Raw genomic sequence first — 17,091 nt, 5'->3', positions numbered from 1 at the left:
GGTCGTGGCACATGCCACGACCCCTTTTTCACGTGCGGTTTGCGAACCTCAGACCGCGCGCGACTCGCCGGCGCGCACCAGGCCCAGCACGCATCGGTAGATGAACCAAATGGTGGCAATCGCCCACACGAACCACCCGATCAGAATCCACACCAGCACCATGCCGACCACGCACCACAGGACGCTCCACCAGAACACGCGGATCGCCGACGTGTAGTGCGAACGCTCGACGCCAGTGCCCGCGTCGTCGCGTTTGATGTAGGCCAGGGCAATGCCGATGATCAGTGTGACACCGCCGGTCACCAAGCTGCCCAGGTAAAGCCCCCACAGCAGGTAGAGCATGTTCTTGCGGGAGTCGCTCAGGGACATGGTTTGCAGATCGTCGGACATGGCGTACTCAAGCAACAAGGATGATTCAGCATCTTAAGCCAACTCTTGAATCACGCAGATGGAAAACCCTGAGTTGATCATTACTTACCGGTAGGTATAGAGTCATATCAACGGTTTCAGGGGATTCATGTGTTCAAGGCTACTTCATCAGCAGCACTTGTTTCAGACGCAAAAACGCCTGTTATCGACAGCGCACCCGAACGCAGCGCCGTCGCCGCGCGCGAGATCTTCGAACACGCCATGACGCTCTTCGAGCGCAACGGATTCCACCGCACCTCGATGAATGAAATCGCCGAGGCATGCGGTGTCACCAAGCCCACGCTGTACTACTACTTCCGCAACAAGTCCCACCTGCTGGAAACCTTGTACGAAGACATCACCAAGGATTTCTTCCAGCAGGTGGCGGCCATGTCGGCGTCCGATGCACCCGCTGCCGACCGGCTGTACCAGCTGATCGAAAGGCAGGTTGCCTACAACATCGGCAACCGCCGTTTCCTGAGCATTTTCTGGCGCGAGCGTCATCAGCTCGATGATGCCGCGCGCACGAGCCTGGCGCAGATCGAACGCAACTTCGAAGCCATGGTGCAGAACATTGTTGACGCTGGACTGGCCGACGGCAGCTTCACCACCAGCGACCCGAAAGTGGCGACGTACGCGGTGCTGGGCGTGCTGTCCACCGTTCACCGCTGGGCCGATTACGTGGACCGCAGCCCGCAGCAGATCGCCGATCAGATCGCGTCGCTGGCGCTGCATGGCCTGACTGGCGGCAAGGCCGCTCAATGACGAACCCCACCCTGACGACCCCACCCTTCGGGCGGAGAAGATTCTGATGTAGTCGACAACCGCAATGATCCGGCCCGACCGATAACAAGCCATCAAGGCGAACGGCCCGGATATCCAGGAGATTCAAAGGATGACCTCGTTCCAGACGGAAGGCATGCGTGCGCTCATTACTGGCGCGGCAAGCGGCATCGGTGCCGAAATGGCCCGCGTGTTTGCCGCGTCCGGTGCCCGCGTGGCGCTCAACGACCTTGACCACGATGCCTGCGAAGCCTTGCGGCTCAGCTTGCCCGACCCGGACCGCCACAGCACCACCGTCTTCAACGTGGCAGATTCGGCAGCGGTGGCAACGGGCGTGGTTCAAGCCAGCGAATCCATCGGCGGCATCAACGCGGTGGTGAACTGCGCGGGCATCTGGCGGCCGCGTGACGATGGGCCGATTGGCCGCGTCTCGGATGACACCTGGAACCTGATCATTGCGGTCAACCTGACCGGCACCTTCAACGTCTGCCGCGAGGCGGTCAAGCTGATGGACAAGAAAGGCGGTTGCAGCATCGTCAACCTGGCCTCGGTAGTAGCCATTGCCGGATGGGACAAGCTCAGTGCCTACACCGCCAGCAAGGGTGGCGTGGCCTCATTTTCACGCGGCTTGGCGGTGGAATGTGCACCGCGCGGCATTCGGGTGAACTGCATCTGCCCGGGTGTGATTGAAACGCCAATGACGGCGGCCACGCTGGAATACTCCAAGCCCCAGGTGCTGCCGATCGGCCGCCTGGGTCGCCCTGAAGACATTGCCCGCACTGCGCTCTTCCTGTCGTCGGACTGGTCCAGTTTCACCACCGGTGTGGTGCTCGCCGTTGACGGAGGTTTCAGTGCAGCCTGACAGCCCCGTGGGCTTCCCCTTCCTGATGTCGGACATCGTCGACTCGAACCGCCGCTGGGTCGGCGACAAGGTGGCGCTGATCTTCAAGAACCGGCAGCGCACCTGGACAGAGTTTGCCGACGATGTGGCGCTGTTGCAGCGCGGCCTGTCGGCACTTGGTGTGGTGCGTGGCAGCCGCGTGGCGGCGCTGGACCGCAACTCAGACGACTACATCCTGCTGCACTACGCGCTGGCCGGCATGGGCGCGATTCTGGTGCCGATCAACATCATGCTGCGGGCCTCGGAAGTTGCCTACATTCTGGGCAACTGTCAGCCCAAGCTGCTGATGACCAGCGACGAGTTCGACCCCTTGGCAGCAGACGCCATGGTGGACATGCTGGAACCACCCAAGATCATCAAGCGCGGCCTGGCCACTGACGGACAGATCGCCTGGGACGAGTTATATCGCCGGCAAAGCAGTGCACCGATTTCCCGCCCGGTGTCGGCCACTGACCCGCACCTGATCCTGTACACCAGCGGTACAACCGGCCGTCCCAAGGGCGCGATCATTTCGCACCAGCGCAGCATCCTCGATGCGCTGTCGGCCATCGGTGCCTTCGGCATCCGCAGCAAGGAACGTTTCTTCTGCTACATGCCCTTGTTTCACACCGGTGCCTGGGACTACATCAAGCTGTATTTCATGCAGCAAGGGTCGGTCGTGGTGACCGAACGCTTCGAGGCGGAAACCGCCGTGCGCGCGATTCACGACCATCGCTGCAACGGCATGTTCGGCGTGCCGGTGGTGCTGCGCAAAATGGTGGAATCAAACGCCTGGGGCAAGTCCGATCTGTCGTCGATGCGCCTGATTGCCTATGCCAGCTACGACCCATCGAACCTGATCGTGGAAGTGGCGCAAGCCTTCCGCGAACGCGGTGCCACGCAGCTGAACATTGCCAACGCCTACGGCCTGACCGAAGGTGGCCCGTACATCACCATCCTGCGGCCGGAAGAATCACACGCGCGCCCGCATTCCATCGGCACGCCGGTGCCGGGTGCACAGGTGGCCTTGCTCGATGAAAACGGCAAGGAAGTGCCGCAGGGCGAGATGGGCGAAATCTGTATTCGCAGCTACGGCCTGATGACGGGTTACCTGAACCGCCCCGAGGCCACGGAAGACGCGCTGCGCGGCGACTGGCTGCACACCGGTGACGTGGGCCGCATGGATGCAGAAGGCTATTTGTACCTGGTCGACCGCATGAAGGACATGATCCGCACCGGTGGCGAAAACGTGTTCGCCAAGGAAGTGGAACAGGTGCTGGTCACCCACGACGCCGTCAGTGAATGCGCTGTGGTGGGCATGCCCGACAACGACTACGGCGAACGCGTGGTGGCGGTGGTGGTGCGCGAACCCGGCACCACGCTGGACGAGGCGGAACTGATCGCCTTCACGCGCCAGCAGATCGCCAGTTTCAAGAGCCCCCGCCAAGTGGTGTTCGTCGACGACCTGCCCAAGACCCCGGCAGGCAAGATCCAGAAGCACGTACTGAGAAAAAGTCTGGCGCAACCGCCTGGCCAGGCCTGACGCATCCGTCACGTCCATGCACGCCCGGGGGAGACACCCCCAGCGGACACCCATCCGCCTGTTCTATCGCTCGTCCATAAAACATAAATAGTGGAGACGAAGATGATCAAGACACCCAAGCTCGCGACACGCCTGCTGTTCGGTCTGGCTGCCGCCACTGCGTCGATGGCCGCCTCGGTGGCGGCGCAGGCGGCAGAACTGGTGATCGGTGAGATCCACCCGATCACCGGCCCGGCTGCCTTCTACGGACTGCCGGAAAGTCAGGCCATCAAGGCAGCGGCCGACGAAATCAATACGTCTGGCGGCGTGAAAGTCGGCAACACCAGCTACCAGATCGTGATCAAGACGGCAGACGATCAGGCAAGCCCGACGGTGGGCGTGGCGGCCTTGCGCAAGCTGCTGGGTGAAGGTGCCAAGTTCATCATCGGGCCGATTGCCAGTGGCGTGGCCCCGGCCTTGAAACCCATCATCGAATCGCGGCCGGACGTGATCCAGCTGATCGATGGATCGATTGCCGATGGCCTGACCAATGGCAAGACCATCTTCCGCAACCAGGCCAGCGTGCAGACCTACAACGATGCGCTGACCCGGCTGACCAAGGCGCGTGCCTACCCCACGGTGGCGATCATGACCGACCGCTTCCACGCCGGTTTCATGGGTTCACAAAAGCCGCTGGTCGATGCGCTGGAAGGCCAGGGCAACAAGGTGGTGGCGCAGGAATATCACAAGCTCAACGACACCGACTTTGCAGCCCAGCTGACCAAGATCGCGGCGCTCAAACCGGCTGCGCTGGTGCTGCGCGGCTACCCAGCCGAAGGTGCACTGATCACCAAGACCGCCCGCCATCTGGGGTACCAAGGACAGGTGATCTGGGAGTTCGTCTCGCCGCCGTCCACCGTGCTGAAGAACATATCGTCGGCCGAGATGGAAGGGGTGCTGAATGCCATTCCGCCCACGTCTCAGGACTATGTGGCATTGGGCAACGAGAAGGCACTGAAACTGGAAGCCCGGCTGAAGAAAATGTTCAACGCCGAGATCGGTGAACTGTCCACGCTGTCTTACGACGCGGTCTACATCTTCAAGGCAGCCATCGAAAAAGCCGGCACGCTGGAAAGCACAGCCGTGGCCAAGGCCTTCACGCAACTGAAGACCACGGATGTGCCGATGGCGATCAATCCGTATGCCCCTGGCGAAGGCGGCTTGCTGTTCACCGACGGTCAGGTGACCTTGCCCGGTGGTGTGCAGATCTGGAAGGGCAACGGCTGGCAGCCGCTGGCCAATCTGAAGCCCAACTGAGCCAGGGAGACGCGCCATGCTGGACATGCTTCCGCAGCAACTCGTCAACGGCCTGACGCTGGGCAGCACCTACGCATTGATCGCACTTGGATTGACGCTGGTGTTCGGCGTGCTGCTGATCCCCAACTTCGCCCACGGCGAGCTGTACATGCTGGGCGCGTTTTCCACCTATGCGCTGGTCGGCGCAGGCGTGAACTTCTGGCTGGCGGTGGTGATCGCCACCGTCATCGTGATCGCGCTGGGCATTGTGCTGGACCGGGTGGTGTTCCAACCGCTGGACCACAGCAGTTCACTGTCATTGATGATCGCGGCCCTCGCCGCGTCGATCATCCTGCAGCAGACGGCCACCATCATCTGGGGCTCGGAACCGCGCACCACGCCTTCCCCGATTCCCGGCGTGCTGCGCATGGCGGGCTTCAGCATCGCGTACTTCCAGATATTCGTGATCGCGCTGACGCTGGCAGCCTGGGGCGGCGTGTGGCTGGTGCTGAACCGCTCACGGCTGGGCCTGGCGATTCGTGCCGTGGCCCAGAACAAGGGCGCAGCGCAACTGATGGGCATCGAGCTGCGTGACGTGCGACTGGCCACCTTTGCCATCGGTGCGCTGCTCGGCGGTTTGGGCGGCGCGATTCTCAGCGCCAACTTTCCCGTGTACCCGACCATGGGCATCAACCCCGTGCTGAAGGCCTTTGTGGTGCTGGTGCTGGGCGGTATCGGCAACCTGTGGGGCGCGATCCTGGGCGGTCTGCTGCTGGGCATCGTGGAAGTGATGGTCGCCGGTTATATCTCCAGCCAGCTGCAGGATGTGGGGACCTTCCTCATCCTGGTGCTGGTCCTGTTGCTGCGTCCGCAAGGCCTGTTCGGCCGCGTCGTGCTCGAACGCTGAAGGAGACACACGTGCAATCCAGGATTCGCTGTTATCTGATTCCCACTGCCCTGCTGGCGCTGGCCTGCGCGGCCACGCCGTTCCTGAACGACTACGTGCGCTACGTGGCCACGCTGGCCGCAATCTGGGCCGTGCTGGCCGTGAGCTTCGACGTGTTGCTGGGCTACACCGGCTACCTGTCGCTGGCGCACGGCACGCTGTTCGGTGTCGGTGCCTATGCAGGTGGGCTGCTGACCTCACGGGCCGGCTGGAACTTCTGGCTGGCCTTGCCGGTATGCGGGCTGATCGCCATGGTGGTGGGCATCATCGTGGCGCTGCTGGCGTTTCGTACCAAGGGCCTGTACTTCGCGGTGCTGACCTTGGGCATCGGTCTGATCGGTCACCAGATGTTCTTTGTGGCCGAGGACTGGACAGGCGGCGTGGTGGGGTTCGTCGGCATCCCCAGCCCGCCGCCGCTGCCCTTCCTGATGCTGGATTCGGCGGGCAACAACCTGATCATCTCGCTGCTGTTGCTGTGGGTGACCTACCTGGCTGCCGGCGTGTTCGTGCGCTCGCCGCTGGGTGCGGCCAGCCTGGCCATTCGTGAAGACGTGGTGCTGGCCCAGGCACTGGGCATTCGCATTGCCGCAGCACGGATGACGGCGTTTGCGTTCAGTGCCTTCTTTGCGGGTGCAGCCGGTGCCCTGTTTGCGGCGATCTCCAACTTCGTGGCACCTGAGAGTTTTGCGGTGATGACCACCGGCTTCCAGATGGTGGTGCTGGTGGTGGTCGGCGGCATGGGCACGCTGTGGGGACCGATCCTGGGAGCCATCTTGCTGACCACGCTGCCCGAGACCTTGCGCGTGGCCAGCAGCTACAGCCTGCTGGCCTACGGGCTGCTGTTGCTGGGCTTCATGCTGTTCGCCCCGTCGGGCATTGCAGGGCTGTTGAAGAAGGGCTGGCGCGCCCGCCAGCGGCGGACGGCTTCGACCACGACCACTGTTGCCCCGACCGTGACGGAGGGTGCGAGATGAGCCTCATGTCGATTCGCAATCTGTCCAGAAGCTTTGGGGGCGTGCACGCGCTGCGCAATGTCAGCCTGGAGGTGCCCGAGGGCATCATCCTCGGCTTGATCGGGCCGAACGGTGCAGGCAAGACCACCTTGATCAACGTGATCTCCGGCCTGATTCCGCCCAGTGCAGGGTCGCTGTCCTTCAATGGCCGTGACAACGGCCCGTGGCCGATGGCGCGCTCGGTGGGCTACGGCATTGCCCGCACCTTTCAGCAGACCCGTGTTTTCATGGGCCTGACGGTGCGCGAGAACCTGCGCATTGCGGCCGAAGCCGGCCACGGTTTGAACCGCGATGTGGCGGTGGACCCGGGGCTGGATCTGGCCCCCTTCTACGACCGCGTGGCGGGCGAACTGCCCTACGGCGTGCTGCGCCGTCTGGGCATGGCACTGGCGCTGGCCGTGGGGCCGCGCATGCTGCTGCTGGACGAACCCGCCGTGGGCCTGACCAGTGACGAGATCGCCGGCATGGGCCGCGCCATCCGCCGGGCCAACGACAGTGGGCTGACGATCATCCTGGTGGAGCACAACGTGCGTTTCCTGATGGAGATTGCACAACACGTGGCGGTGATGGACCGGGGGCAGCTGCTGTTCCAGGGTTCACCTGCTGAGTGCCAGGGCAACCAGGCGGTGATCGACGTGTATTTGGGCAAGGGGCAGGCCGATGCTGAGCATTGAAGGACTGGTGGCGGGCTACGACCGCCTGGAAGTGCTGCACGGGCTGGACCTGGCGGTGGCCGCTCAGCAGGCGGTCACGGTGGTGGGTGCCAACGGCGCGGGCAAGTCCACGCTGTGCCGTGCCTTGTCCGGGCTGATCAAGGTGCGGGCGGGCAGCATCCGTTTCGATGGTCAGGACATCACCCATGCAAGCACCTCGGCACGGGTGCGGGCGGGGGTCATCCAGGTGCCCGAAGGACGGCAGGTCTTTCCGCAGATGACGGTGTTGGAAAACCTGGCGCTGGGTGCCTTCGTGCATGGCGCGCCGCGTGATGCCGACCTGGACCCGATCTTTGCGCTGTTCCCGATTCTGCGGGAACGACGCGACAAACACGCGGGCATGTTGTCGGGCGGCGAGCAGCAGTTGCTGGCACTGGCCCGCGCCATGATGAGCCGGCCACGCTTGTTGATTCTGGACGAACCCAGCCAGGGGCTGTCACCCAAGGCGGTGGCACTGGTGGCCGATGCCATCGCGGAAATCCGCCGGCGCGGGGTGGCCGTGCTGCTGGTGGAACAGAACTTGGCGCTGGCTACAGCGGTTGCGCAGGTTGCCTACGTGCTGGAGAACGGGCAGTCGCTGACGCACGGCCCCGCAGAGGACATTCTGTCTGGCTCCTTGGTGGCCGACAGTTACCTGGGACATTAGACGCATCGGTATGGGTACTCGACTGTCCCGGCAAACCGCCCGGGCACAGTCCCTGTTCGTCCGTCCCGCGCAGATCGCATGACGGCGGCGCAGCGTATGCGCCCGCCTTCTGTTTTTTCAACGACCAGTCTTTTCAACGTCAACGAACTGGCAGCCACTGCCATCAGGAGCGCGTCCATGATCAAGTCGGAATCCTTTGTACGTGTCGAAGTCGAGCGCGGCGTGGCGGTCGTCACCCTGGACCGCCCGCCCGTGAACTCGGTTGACCTGGTCACCTACGACCAGTTGCGGCGCGTCTTCCACGCCGTCAACGACGACCCGGACGTGCGGGTGGTGGTGTTCACCGGTGCCGGCAAGGTGTTCTGCGGCGGCAACGACGTGAACGATTTTGTCGACCTGGATTTTCACGGGTCCACGGAATACCTGGCCCATGTGCGGCTGTGCTTCAACGCCATCTACGACTGCAAGGTACCGGTAGTGGGTGCCATCAACGGGTCGGCAGTGGGCACCGGCATTGTGTTGGCGAGCCTGTGCGACTTCCGCATTGCGTCGCGCAACGCCAAGTTTGCGCTGCCCGAAATCGACGTGGGTGTACTGGGTGGTGCGGGCCATGTGGCACGCCTGGCAACCAAGGGCATGACCCGCCTGATGGCCTATACCGGGCGGCGCTTCACCGCAGAAGAAGCCAAAGGCTTCGGGGTGGTGGACATCGTGGTCGATGCAGACCAGGTCATGACCGAAGCCATGAAGTACGCCAACGAGATTGCCGACAAAAGCCCGGTGGCAATCCGCCTGTCCAAAGAGGGCTTGAACCGCCTGGAATCGATGAACCTGAAGGAAGGCTACGAGTACGAGTGCACGCTGACCGCCGCCGTGCGCCGCACCCCCGAAGCCGCCGAGGGTGCCCGTGCCTTCCTGGAAAAACGCCAACCCGCCTACGCGGCATCGAGGTAAGCCATGTTCAAGGTAGAACGAGAAGGCGCGGTGGCGGTGATCCGCATCGACAGCCCGCCGGTGAACGCGCTGAGCTTCGAGCGCTGGCGCAGCCTGCCACCCCTGGTGCGCGAACTGGAAGCCGATGCCAGCGTGGCGGCCCTGGTGTTCACCGGCCTGCCGCACAAGCACTTCTGCGGCGGTAATGACTTCAAGGAATTCGCGGCACTGGATGCCCAAGGCACCAGCCAGGGCACGGCTGCCGTGCGCGAGGGCATGCGTGCCGTCTACCAGAGCGCGCTGCCTGCGGTGGCTGCCCTGCACGGTGCGGCCATGGGATCGGGTTTCATGCTGGCCAGCGCCTGCGACATGCGCATCGCCACGCCGGATGCGCGCATGGCGCTGCCCGAAGTGAAGGTAGGAGCCTTCGGCGGCTACAGCCTGATCAGCCAGCTGATGTCACCCGGTCAGGCCCGCTGGATGACCTACACCGGCCGGCCAATCGACGGCACGCGCGCCTATCAGCTTGGCATCGTGCAGGAACTGGCCGACACGCCGGATGCGGTGCTGGCGGCGTCGATCGCGCTGGCCGCCGAGATCGGCAACCTGACCCGCGACCGCTTGGATCGGCGGATCAAGCCGGTGTTGAACCAGCTGGATCGGACCGCACTGTGGGACGCCTACGACATCGAACGGCTGCTGGCCATCGACACGATGGGAAAGGTGAACTGAACGCGCCACGCCAGGTGGTTCGAGACGAATCGCCCCGGCGTGCGTCGGATCGGCATCGGCGCATTCCCCTGCGCCGATGCCGATCCGGCATTCAGGCACACATTGTTTACCGTGCATTTCGCCGCGAACCCGCCTAATAGCGAAAACACGGCGATCGATGCACATTTGCGCGCACATGCGCATGCGCCGGACGCCTGTCTCGGAGGTGCCCATGAGCACAGCGGATATGCGCGTCGCCGCGGATGTCGTGGCGAACGGTGGTGCAGGCGTTGGTACGAACATTGGTACGAACGTTGATACCAACGTCGGTGCAGATATCGATACAAATGCTGGCCCCTCGCTGGCCGGTCCCGCGCCAGGCACCCGCACGGTAAACGACGCCGTCTTGCACACCAGCGCCCCGATGCGTCTCATCATCGTGGGCGCGGGCGCGATCGGCTGCACGCTGGCAGCCTTGCTGGCCATGTCCGGTCAGGCGGTCACTCTGCTTGCACGCGGCGACACGCTGGATGCCGTGCGGCGCGATGGCGTGCGACTGACCCGGATCGATGGCACGCACCAGGTGCCGGTGCAGGTAACCGGCGTGCCCGATGGACTGGGGCCGCAAGATGCGATCTTCATCTGCACCAAGGCGCACTCGCTGGGCGATGTGCTGCCTGGGCTGGCCCCGCTCATCGGCCCGGAGACCTGTGTCGTGCCCATGGTCAACGGCGTGCCTTGGTGGTACTTCCAGGGCGTGTCGGGGAGACTGCAAGGACGTGCCATCGAAGCCGTCGATCCCGGCGGTGGCTTGCTGGCCATGCTGCCCTGGCAACAGGTGCTGGGCGCAGTGGTTCTCATCACGGCGGAACGCACCGCGCCCGGCACGGTGCATTCCACCAACCCGCTGCTGCTGGTGCTGGGCGAACCGGATCACACCGAACACCCGCGCACGCATCGCCTGGCGGCGGTGCTGCGCGCCGCCGGCATCGACGCTCGCGTCAGCACCGCCATCCGCGACAACGTGTGGACCAAGGTGATCGCCAACCTGACCTCGAATCCGCTGTCGGTAGTGACTGGTGCCACGTTGGATCGCCTGTACAGCGATCCGGACATCGTGCCCCTGGTGCGCAAGATCCTGCACGAAGCCTTGCAGGTGGCGGCAGCCTACGGCGCACGTTTTCCCGTGGACCTGCAGTCTTTCCTCGCGCAAGGTGCAGGCATGGGCGCGGTGCGCACGTCCATGTTGCAGGACTTCGACCAGGGCCGACCGCTGGAACTGGCGGCCATCGGCGACGCCATCATCGAACTTGCCGCCCTGCAAGGCATCGACATGCCAGTCACGAAAGACGTGATTGCACTGGCTCGATTTCGCAGCAAGGCGGCGCGTGCGTGCGCATCGTCGCCCCACGCATCAACCACCCCCATACGCGTCAGCCAACGAGAGGCCCACGCATGAACGCGCCCATTGTCGATTCGTCCATGACCCGCCCGGCCAATTGCAGCGATGAAGAATGGGCGCTGCGATGGCAACTGGCGCAGTGTTATCACCTGGTCGATTTCATGGGGTGGTCCGAGGCCATCTTCAATCACATATCGGCGCGTCTGCCTGGTCCGGCGCACCATTATCTGGTCAACCCGTTCGGCCTGACCTACACCGAGGTGACACCCGCCAATCTGCTGAAGGTGGATCTGAACGGCAACAAGCTGGACGCGTCCCCCTACGAGGCAAACCCTGCGGGTTTTGCGCTGCACAGCGCGGTGCATGGCGCGCGGCCCGACGTGCAATGTGTGCTGCACACGCACACCACCGAGGTATCGGCGATCGTGCAGAAACAGCAAGCCTTCGACCACAACAACTTCTACGGCGCGCAGCTGCATGGGCGCGTGGGCTTCCATACTTTCGAAGGCATTACGCTGTTCGAGGACGAGAAGGCACGCATGATCGCCAGCCTGGGCGACAAACACATTCTGGTCTTGCGCAATCACGGCATTGCGGTGGCCGAGCGCAGCATCCCGACGGCGTTCTTCCTGTTGTGGACGGTGCAACGCGCGGCTGAAATTCAGTGCCGGGCCGGCACCTTGCCGGGTGAAGACACGATCTTGCCGACCGAAACGCGCCAACGATGCGCCGACCTCACCGCGATGCTGGTCGCAGACAGGGGCTTCGCGGTCACATTCTTCGATGCCATGGTGCGCAAAATGCAGAGCGAGTGCGGGCCGGGCTGGTAGGGGAGATCAGGGAGGCAATTGCATGCTTGATAGAATGCTGTCTCGCGAAACGCGAGCATCTACGCGCTGCATCGCCTCTCTTACCCACTTTCGACCGCACGGCGGCTTTCATGTCATGGCATCAAAAAAACGGCTGAGCCAATACAACCCCGCGAGCGAGGATTTCAAGAAAGAAGAGTTTCCGTTCTACTGGTTGGCACGCCTGAGCGGTGTCTATACCCAGCAGATGGAACACGCGCTGCGTCAGGTCAACGCCGATATTCCCACCTGGCGCGTGCTGTTCATCCTGAAGGAACACGGCACGTCCAGCATGTCGGACATTTCGCTGCATGCGATAGCCAAGCTGTCGACCATCACCAAGATCGTGTATCGCATGAAGGCCGAAGGCCTGGTGGAGACCAATACCTCGGCCAACGACGGCCGGGTGACGGAAGTGTCGCTGACCCCTGCCGGCCGTGACGCCATCGTGGCGATTCAGGGGGCGACGGGGCACATTTTTGCGCGCAGCTTCCGGGGTCTGACCGAGGCGCAGATCACCCGCCTGAACAAGACGCTGGAGATCGTGTTCAACAACCTCGACGAGCATTGAGCATTCAGGTGCGCGGATAGCGCGGTGTGCCGGTGGCAGGCTGGATGGCGTCGAACACCTCGGCCACCCAGCACACGAACACCCGCAGCCGAGCACTCAGGTGGCGATTCTGCGGATACACCACAAACAGCGGATGCTTCGGCCGCGACCAGTCGGTCAGCACGGGCACCAGCGCACCCGCATCGATCAGGGGCTGCACAATGAAGCGGAAGGTCTGGCCAATGCCCAGACCGGCCAGCAGCGCGGTGACATGGGCGGTGCTTTCGTTGACGGCCACCGCAGCTTGCGCGGCGGTTTCCAGCCTTTCGCCGGCCTTGACGAATACCGGCGCAAACGGCCGGTTGCTCAAGGACGAAAAGTAGTTCAGCAACTGGTGCCCGGTTTCCAGTTCGGCGGGATGCCTGGGCGTACCGAAACGCGCCAGATAGTCTGGACTGGCACAGGTCACGTAGTCCAGCTCGGCAATGCGTTTAGCCACCAAGGTGGAATCCGCCAGCTCGCCTCCACGAATCACGCAGTCGATGGCATCACCGATCAGGTCCACCGGCCGGTCGCTGACACCGATTTCAAGCTGGATGTCTGGATACCGCGCCCGGAAGTCGGGCAAGGCCGGAATCAGAATGACATTTGCCAGCGAAGACCCGATATCGACCCGCAGTCGTCCAGAGGGTGACGTGCGTGTGCTGGACGCCGTGGCATCCATCTCTTCAAGCTGGGCAATCAAGACGCGGGCACGTTCGTAATACGCCGCGCCTTCCGGGGTGACCGATACGCGCCGGGTGGTTCGTTGCAGCAGCTTCGCGCCCAGATGCGCTTCCAGGCTTTGCACCAGCTTGGTCACGGTGGGTTTGGGCAGGTTCAGCGATTCCGCTGCGCGTACAAAGGTGCCGGCTTCGGCAATGCGGACGAACACGCGCAGAGCAAGCAATTGGTCCACCAGGACTCCATGAGGTGTCTGCAACAGACGCGTAGGACGGCTGTTTGATTGATTGTTCACATACAGAAATTATAAAGTGGAAATTATCGTATTTATTAGCGCTTTGTTGATCTATATCGTTCATCCATCAACTCATTGATTGGAGAACGACATGACGAAAAAACTCGACGGCAAGATCGCCCTGGTCACCGGCGGCACCACTGGCATCGGCCTGGCATCTGCGCAGGCATTGGCCAATGAAGGCGCGACCGTTTTCATCACCGGCCGTCGTCAGGCAGAACTCGACGCGGCCGTAGCCTTGATCGGCAATGGCGCGATCGGCGTGCGTGGGGACTCCACCAAACTGGCCGATCTGGATGCCTTGTACGCAGAGATACAGGCCCGCGCCGGTCGGCTCGACGTGGTGTTTGTCAATGCAGGCGGTGGTGACATGCAGCCGCTTGGCGCAATTACCGAAGCCCATTACGACGACACCTTCGATCGCAATGTGAAGGGGGTGCTGTTCACGGTGCAGAAAGCGCTACCCTTGCTGAGCAAGGGAGCCTCGGTGATTCTGACGGGGTCCACGACAGGCAGCATGGGGACCGCCGCATTCAGTGTGTACAGCGCCTCCAAGGCGGCGGTGCGCAACTTGGCACGCAGCTGGATTCTGGACCTGAAAGATCGCGACATTCGCGTGAACGTGATCAGCCCGGGGCCGATCCGCACACCGGGTCTGGTGGGGCTGGTAAACACCAAGGAAGAGCAAGACGGTTTGCTTGCCCATCTGGCCAGCCAGGTGCCGATGGGACGCGTGGGTGAAGCCGAGGAAATCGGGCGCGCCATCGTGTTTCTGGCATCGTCGGATTCCAGCTTTGTGAACGGGGCGGAATTGTTCGTGGATGGTGGCATGGCGCAGGTTTGAACGTCCGCGCCCAAATAAACACGGATGCAGGCACGGGCAAAAAACCCGTGTCGGCAATCTGTGCAAAAAGAGCGCGGCCCGGATCAGTGAAAGTGAAAGCAGCTAGCTCTGGGAACAGGTCAGCCGCTACCAGAATACGGGTGTCAAAGCGCTTGTAGAAATGCGGTCAGCGCGTCGATTTCTTCGGCGCTCAGCGCCACCGGTTTGAGCAAGGCAGACTTTCTGGCGGCGTAGACATACAGCGGGTGCGCAGCTTCCTGATCGTTGCGGACTCGCGTCTCTCCACCGCCCTGTGTGTAGAAATTGACCACGCCACGCAGATCGCGGAACACACCGTTGTGCATGTAGGGGGCCGTCTGTGCAAGGTGTCGCAGACTGGGCGTACGAAAACGGCCCGCGTCTTCTGGGTTGTCAGTCGCCTGATAGCGGCCCAGGTCTTCCGAGGCCTGCAGGAAAAAAGACAGCCCAAGGTTGTGGAACCCCTGGTCGCTCAGAAGCGGGCCGGCATGGCAATTGATGCAGCGCGCCTTGGTGCGAAACAGGTGCATGCCCCACACCTGCTGGTCGCTCAAACGTGTGCTGTCGCCGGCCAGAAAATGGTCAAGCGTGGTGGGGCGTTCCAGTGTGCCCAGGAACGCGATCAAGGCGTCGTCGAGCTGCGACGATGCAATCGGTGCAGGGCCGTAGATTTGGGTGAAACGCTGTCGATAATCGGCGTGCTGTTCCAGCCTGCGCACGATGTCATCTGGCGTTTGCACACCCATCTCGGCGGGGTGGGTCATGGCATTGCGCAACTGGGCGGCCAGGCTGCTGGCGCTGCCGTCCCAACCCAAACTGCGTTGATGCACGGCGTTGAACAGCGGCGGCGCATTGCGCTTGCCCTGCGTGCGGTTGTGTCCCACTGAACGCGACAAACCATCGCCCCAACCCAGTTCCGGGTGGTGGCAGCTTTGGCACGATATCTGGCCCGAGGCCGACAGAATGGGATCGTTGAAGAGACGCTGGCCGAGTTCAACTTGGGCGATGGTGGGTGTCGTGCTGAATGTGGAAACGACAGCGGCAGCGGCTTGGGGCGAATCGCGCTGCCAAGGTGCCAAGTCGGCTGCGACCGCATCTGGGTCGCGCTGCGGCGCGGGCCACGTCGAGGGCGGCTGCTGGTAGACCCGCCGCAGCGACGCCAGATGCCAGGCATTCGGGTTGTCCGGGAATTGAGTGGCGATGTGGTGATCGATGCTGTCAAACATCTGCACCAAGGTGCCGCCTTGCCAGAACCACCCGCTGAACAAGGTGCATGCTGCCACCAGAGTCAGTGCGGACAGCCGTCTCACAGATCGACTGGATGCCCTGCCTGCGCTCAATGGCAGTCAGGCGAGTCTTGTTCGAGGTCCACTTCGAAGGCGACGTTGCTGGCCCATTTCTTGGTGGGTTCACGCCAGGCAGATGCCTGACGCGACGAGGCCAATACCTCGCGTACGGTTGCCGACAATTCGGGCGCGTTGTGTGCCACCGCCACCGACAAGGGCAGCGGGTCAGTCGCCGGCAAGCTCGCCGAGAACTTCTCCCACTTCCTGTCTTCGAACAAGGCCTGCAACAGCGCAGCATCGTGGATCGCGGCGTCACATTCACCGGTGCGCACCTGCATCAGCGACAGTGCGGGCACCTCGGTTACTTTCACCAGCGCACCGTGACGGATCGCGGTGTCGCGCGCCTGCAGATTGGCGTCGGACACGCACACCGTGCGACCCGCCAGGTCTTTCCAGCTTCGCACCGTGGTGTCGGTGCGCATGGCCACGCTCAGGCCCGAGCGATACCCGCTGACGAACACATCCGTCCCGGCGAGCACTGGACGCGCAGCGAAACGCCCCACGAAGACGTCGATCGCCCCGTCGTCCAGCGCCCGCCCCCGCTGCGCCAAGTCAACTTTCACATACCGGACCTCCCGGCCCAGACGCGCCGCCAAAGACGCGCCAAGCTCGAATTCAAACCCTTCTTCGGTGTAGAGCCGGACATCGCCCGGGCGCTCACCACGCGGCAAGGCTTCAACCCCTACGCGCAGTGCGGGTCGGCCTGACGGGTGTGCGGCGGTGTGTACCGACGCATGGGCACGCGGCGCGATCGCGTTGGAAGACAGATCCGCAGACGGATAGGTCGCGGCCACCGCCAGACCGGCAAGTCCGAACAGACCGGCAAGTCCGAACAGACCGGCCAGCACCAGCCAGTGCGACGGCAGAAAGCGGAATGGGCGAGCAGGCTTGGACATGGCAACCAGTGAAAGACGCGGGAACAACAACGCCGCGAGCGTGAGGAAGCCCCTGTTATATCCAAGCCTGCCTCTGCGCGTTAATACCCTTTTCTTGTTTCCTTATTTCTGGATACGCATATGGATATCACCAGAAAGTGCAGCCAGATGGTTATAGCAACTCGATATAACAGGCGACGACACCGATTGATATATTCCTCTTTCGCAAAACGCACACTTCGATTATCCGCAAACTCGATTCCCCGGCATTAACTGCCGGCGACGATTTCCGTATATCGACATTCACATACCGAGTATCCGCAACCGATTACGGGAATC

The 17,091-nt window shown here is 62.8% G+C and carries 18 protein-coding genes; 14 read left to right on the top strand and 4 right to left on the bottom strand.

Translation table 11 applies throughout. The annotated features are described in order from the left end of the window. Positions 1-48 precede the first annotated feature (48 nt). Positions 49-390 (bottom strand): DUF4870 family protein, encoded by a 342-nt coding sequence (locus tag FXN63_RS01440; protein WP_148812153.1) that lies wholly within the window; start codon positions 388-390, stop codon positions 49-51. A gap of 129 nt (positions 391-519) precedes the next feature. Here FXN63_RS01440 and FXN63_RS01435 point away from each other — a divergent pair, with 129 nt between their 5' ends. From FXN63_RS01435 to FXN63_RS01375, 13 genes are all read left to right on the top strand, one after another. Further along, positions 520-1,173 carry a TetR/AcrR family transcriptional regulator gene (locus tag FXN63_RS01435; protein ID WP_148812150.1) on the top strand — a complete coding sequence of 218 codons (654 nt, stop codon included), beginning with the start codon at positions 520-522 and terminating at the stop codon, positions 1,171-1,173. Between the two features lie 130 nt (positions 1,174-1,303). Beyond that, positions 1,304-2,053 carry an SDR family NAD(P)-dependent oxidoreductase gene (locus tag FXN63_RS01430; RefSeq protein WP_148812148.1) on the top strand — a complete coding sequence of 250 codons (750 nt, stop codon included), beginning with the start codon at positions 1,304-1,306 and terminating at the stop codon, positions 2,051-2,053. Further along, positions 2,043-3,614, top strand: a complete 1,572-nt coding sequence (locus tag FXN63_RS01425; protein WP_148812145.1) for a class I adenylate-forming enzyme family protein — start codon at positions 2,043-2,045, stop codon at positions 3,612-3,614. Before FXN63_RS01430 ends, FXN63_RS01425 begins: the two co-directional genes overlap by 11 nt. A 102-nt stretch (positions 3,615-3,716) precedes the next feature. Further along, positions 3,717-4,910 (top strand): ABC transporter substrate-binding protein, encoded by a 1,194-nt coding sequence (locus FXN63_RS01420; RefSeq protein ID WP_222863984.1) that lies wholly within the window; start codon positions 3,717-3,719, stop codon positions 4,908-4,910. Positions 4,911-4,926: 16 nt separating this feature from the next. Further along, positions 4,927-5,796 carry a branched-chain amino acid ABC transporter permease gene (locus FXN63_RS01415; RefSeq protein WP_148812143.1) on the top strand — a complete coding sequence of 290 codons (870 nt, stop codon included), beginning with the start codon at positions 4,927-4,929 and terminating at the stop codon, positions 5,794-5,796. 11 nt (positions 5,797-5,807) lie between these two features. Further along, positions 5,808-6,809: a branched-chain amino acid ABC transporter permease gene (locus tag FXN63_RS01410; protein ID WP_148812141.1), complete on the top strand. Its 1,002-nt coding sequence runs from the start codon at positions 5,808-5,810 to the stop codon at positions 6,807-6,809. After that, on the top strand, positions 6,806-7,522 hold the full coding sequence (locus tag FXN63_RS01405) for an ABC transporter ATP-binding protein (protein ID WP_148812139.1): 717 nt from the start codon (positions 6,806-6,808) through the stop codon (positions 7,520-7,522). The genes FXN63_RS01410 and FXN63_RS01405 overlap by 4 nt, the downstream gene beginning before the upstream one ends. After that, positions 7,509-8,207, top strand: a complete 699-nt coding sequence (locus FXN63_RS01400; protein WP_148812138.1) for an ABC transporter ATP-binding protein — start codon at positions 7,509-7,511, stop codon at positions 8,205-8,207. Before FXN63_RS01405 ends, FXN63_RS01400 begins: the two co-directional genes overlap by 14 nt. Positions 8,208-8,384: 177 nt before the next feature. Beyond that, complete coding sequence (locus FXN63_RS01395) at positions 8,385-9,161, top strand: enoyl-CoA hydratase-related protein (RefSeq protein ID WP_148812136.1); 777 nt, start codon at positions 8,385-8,387, stop codon at positions 9,159-9,161. Between the two features lie 3 nt (positions 9,162-9,164). Further along, complete coding sequence (locus FXN63_RS01390; RefSeq protein WP_148812133.1) at positions 9,165-9,872, top strand: enoyl-CoA hydratase/isomerase family protein; 708 nt, start codon at positions 9,165-9,167, stop codon at positions 9,870-9,872. Positions 9,873-10,083: 211 nt separating this feature from the next. Then, complete coding sequence (locus tag FXN63_RS01385; protein ID WP_246165000.1) at positions 10,084-11,310, top strand: ketopantoate reductase family protein; 1,227 nt, start codon at positions 10,084-10,086, stop codon at positions 11,308-11,310. Then, the gene (locus tag FXN63_RS01380; RefSeq protein WP_148812131.1) at positions 11,307-12,083 is read left to right on the top strand and encodes a class II aldolase/adducin family protein; all 777 of its coding nucleotides are present in this window, start codon (positions 11,307-11,309) and stop codon (positions 12,081-12,083) included. Before FXN63_RS01385 ends, FXN63_RS01380 begins: the two co-directional genes overlap by 4 nt. 115 nt (positions 12,084-12,198) lie before the next feature. Then, positions 12,199-12,672 carry a MarR family winged helix-turn-helix transcriptional regulator gene (locus FXN63_RS01375; RefSeq protein ID WP_148812129.1) on the top strand — a complete coding sequence of 158 codons (474 nt, stop codon included), beginning with the start codon at positions 12,199-12,201 and terminating at the stop codon, positions 12,670-12,672. A 4-nt stretch (positions 12,673-12,676) separates the two neighbouring features. Here the strand turns inward: FXN63_RS01375 and FXN63_RS01370 are convergent, their stop codons facing one another. After that, positions 12,677-13,609, bottom strand: a complete 933-nt coding sequence (locus FXN63_RS01370; RefSeq protein WP_148812127.1) for a LysR family transcriptional regulator — start codon at positions 13,607-13,609, stop codon at positions 12,677-12,679. A gap of 151 nt (positions 13,610-13,760) precedes the next feature. On the opposite strand from FXN63_RS01370, the gene FXN63_RS01365 reads away from it, so the two are divergent. Beyond that, positions 13,761-14,513: an SDR family oxidoreductase gene (locus FXN63_RS01365; RefSeq protein ID WP_148812125.1), complete on the top strand. Its 753-nt coding sequence runs from the start codon at positions 13,761-13,763 to the stop codon at positions 14,511-14,513. A 143-nt stretch (positions 14,514-14,656) separates the two neighbouring features. Here FXN63_RS01365 and FXN63_RS01360 read toward each other — a convergent pair whose 3' ends face one another. Beyond that, complete coding sequence (locus FXN63_RS01360; protein ID WP_148812123.1) at positions 14,657-15,841, bottom strand: cytochrome-c peroxidase; 1,185 nt, start codon at positions 15,839-15,841, stop codon at positions 14,657-14,659. Between the two features lie 26 nt (positions 15,842-15,867). Further along, a complete protein-coding gene (locus tag FXN63_RS01355; protein WP_148812121.1) occupies positions 15,868-16,773 on the bottom strand; it encodes a transporter substrate-binding domain-containing protein in 906 nt (301 codons plus the stop codon). Between the last annotated feature and the right edge of the window lie 318 nt (positions 16,774-17,091).

The sequence above is a fragment of the Pigmentiphaga aceris genome, assembly GCF_008119665.1.
GTDB classification, from domain to species: Bacteria; Pseudomonadota; Gammaproteobacteria; order Burkholderiales; family Burkholderiaceae_B; genus Pigmentiphaga; species Pigmentiphaga aceris.
The sequence above is the reverse complement of the archived record's forward strand: the minus strand, read 5'-3'. Positions and strand labels throughout refer to the sequence as shown.

Coding starts and splice junctions, on each gene's coding strand:
- FXN63_RS01440 (WP_148812153.1), bottom strand. CDS start 390: ATGTCCGACGATCTGCAAACCATGTCCCTGAGCGACTCCCGCAAGAAC.
- FXN63_RS01430 (WP_148812148.1), top strand. CDS start 1,304: ATGACCTCGTTCCAGACGGAAGGCATGCGTGCGCTCATTACTGGCGCG.
- FXN63_RS01420 (WP_222863984.1), top strand. CDS start 3,717: ATGATCAAGACACCCAAGCTCGCGACACGCCTGCTGTTCGGTCTGGCT.
- FXN63_RS01415 (WP_148812143.1), top strand. CDS start 4,927: ATGCTGGACATGCTTCCGCAGCAACTCGTCAACGGCCTGACGCTGGGC.
- FXN63_RS01405 (WP_148812139.1), top strand. CDS start 6,806: ATGAGCCTCATGTCGATTCGCAATCTGTCCAGAAGCTTTGGGGGCGTG.
- FXN63_RS01400 (WP_148812138.1), top strand. CDS start 7,509: ATGCTGAGCATTGAAGGACTGGTGGCGGGCTACGACCGCCTGGAAGTG.
- FXN63_RS01395 (WP_148812136.1), top strand. CDS start 8,385: ATGATCAAGTCGGAATCCTTTGTACGTGTCGAAGTCGAGCGCGGCGTG.
- FXN63_RS01390 (WP_148812133.1), top strand. CDS start 9,165: ATGTTCAAGGTAGAACGAGAAGGCGCGGTGGCGGTGATCCGCATCGAC.
- FXN63_RS01385 (WP_246165000.1), top strand. CDS start 10,084: ATGAGCACAGCGGATATGCGCGTCGCCGCGGATGTCGTGGCGAACGGT.
- FXN63_RS01380 (WP_148812131.1), top strand. CDS start 11,307: ATGAACGCGCCCATTGTCGATTCGTCCATGACCCGCCCGGCCAATTGC.
- FXN63_RS01375 (WP_148812129.1), top strand. CDS start 12,199: ATGGCATCAAAAAAACGGCTGAGCCAATACAACCCCGCGAGCGAGGAT.
- FXN63_RS01365 (WP_148812125.1), top strand. CDS start 13,761: ATGACGAAAAAACTCGACGGCAAGATCGCCCTGGTCACCGGCGGCACC.
- FXN63_RS01355 (WP_148812121.1), bottom strand. CDS start 16,773: ATGTCCAAGCCTGCTCGCCCATTCCGCTTTCTGCCGTCGCACTGGCTG.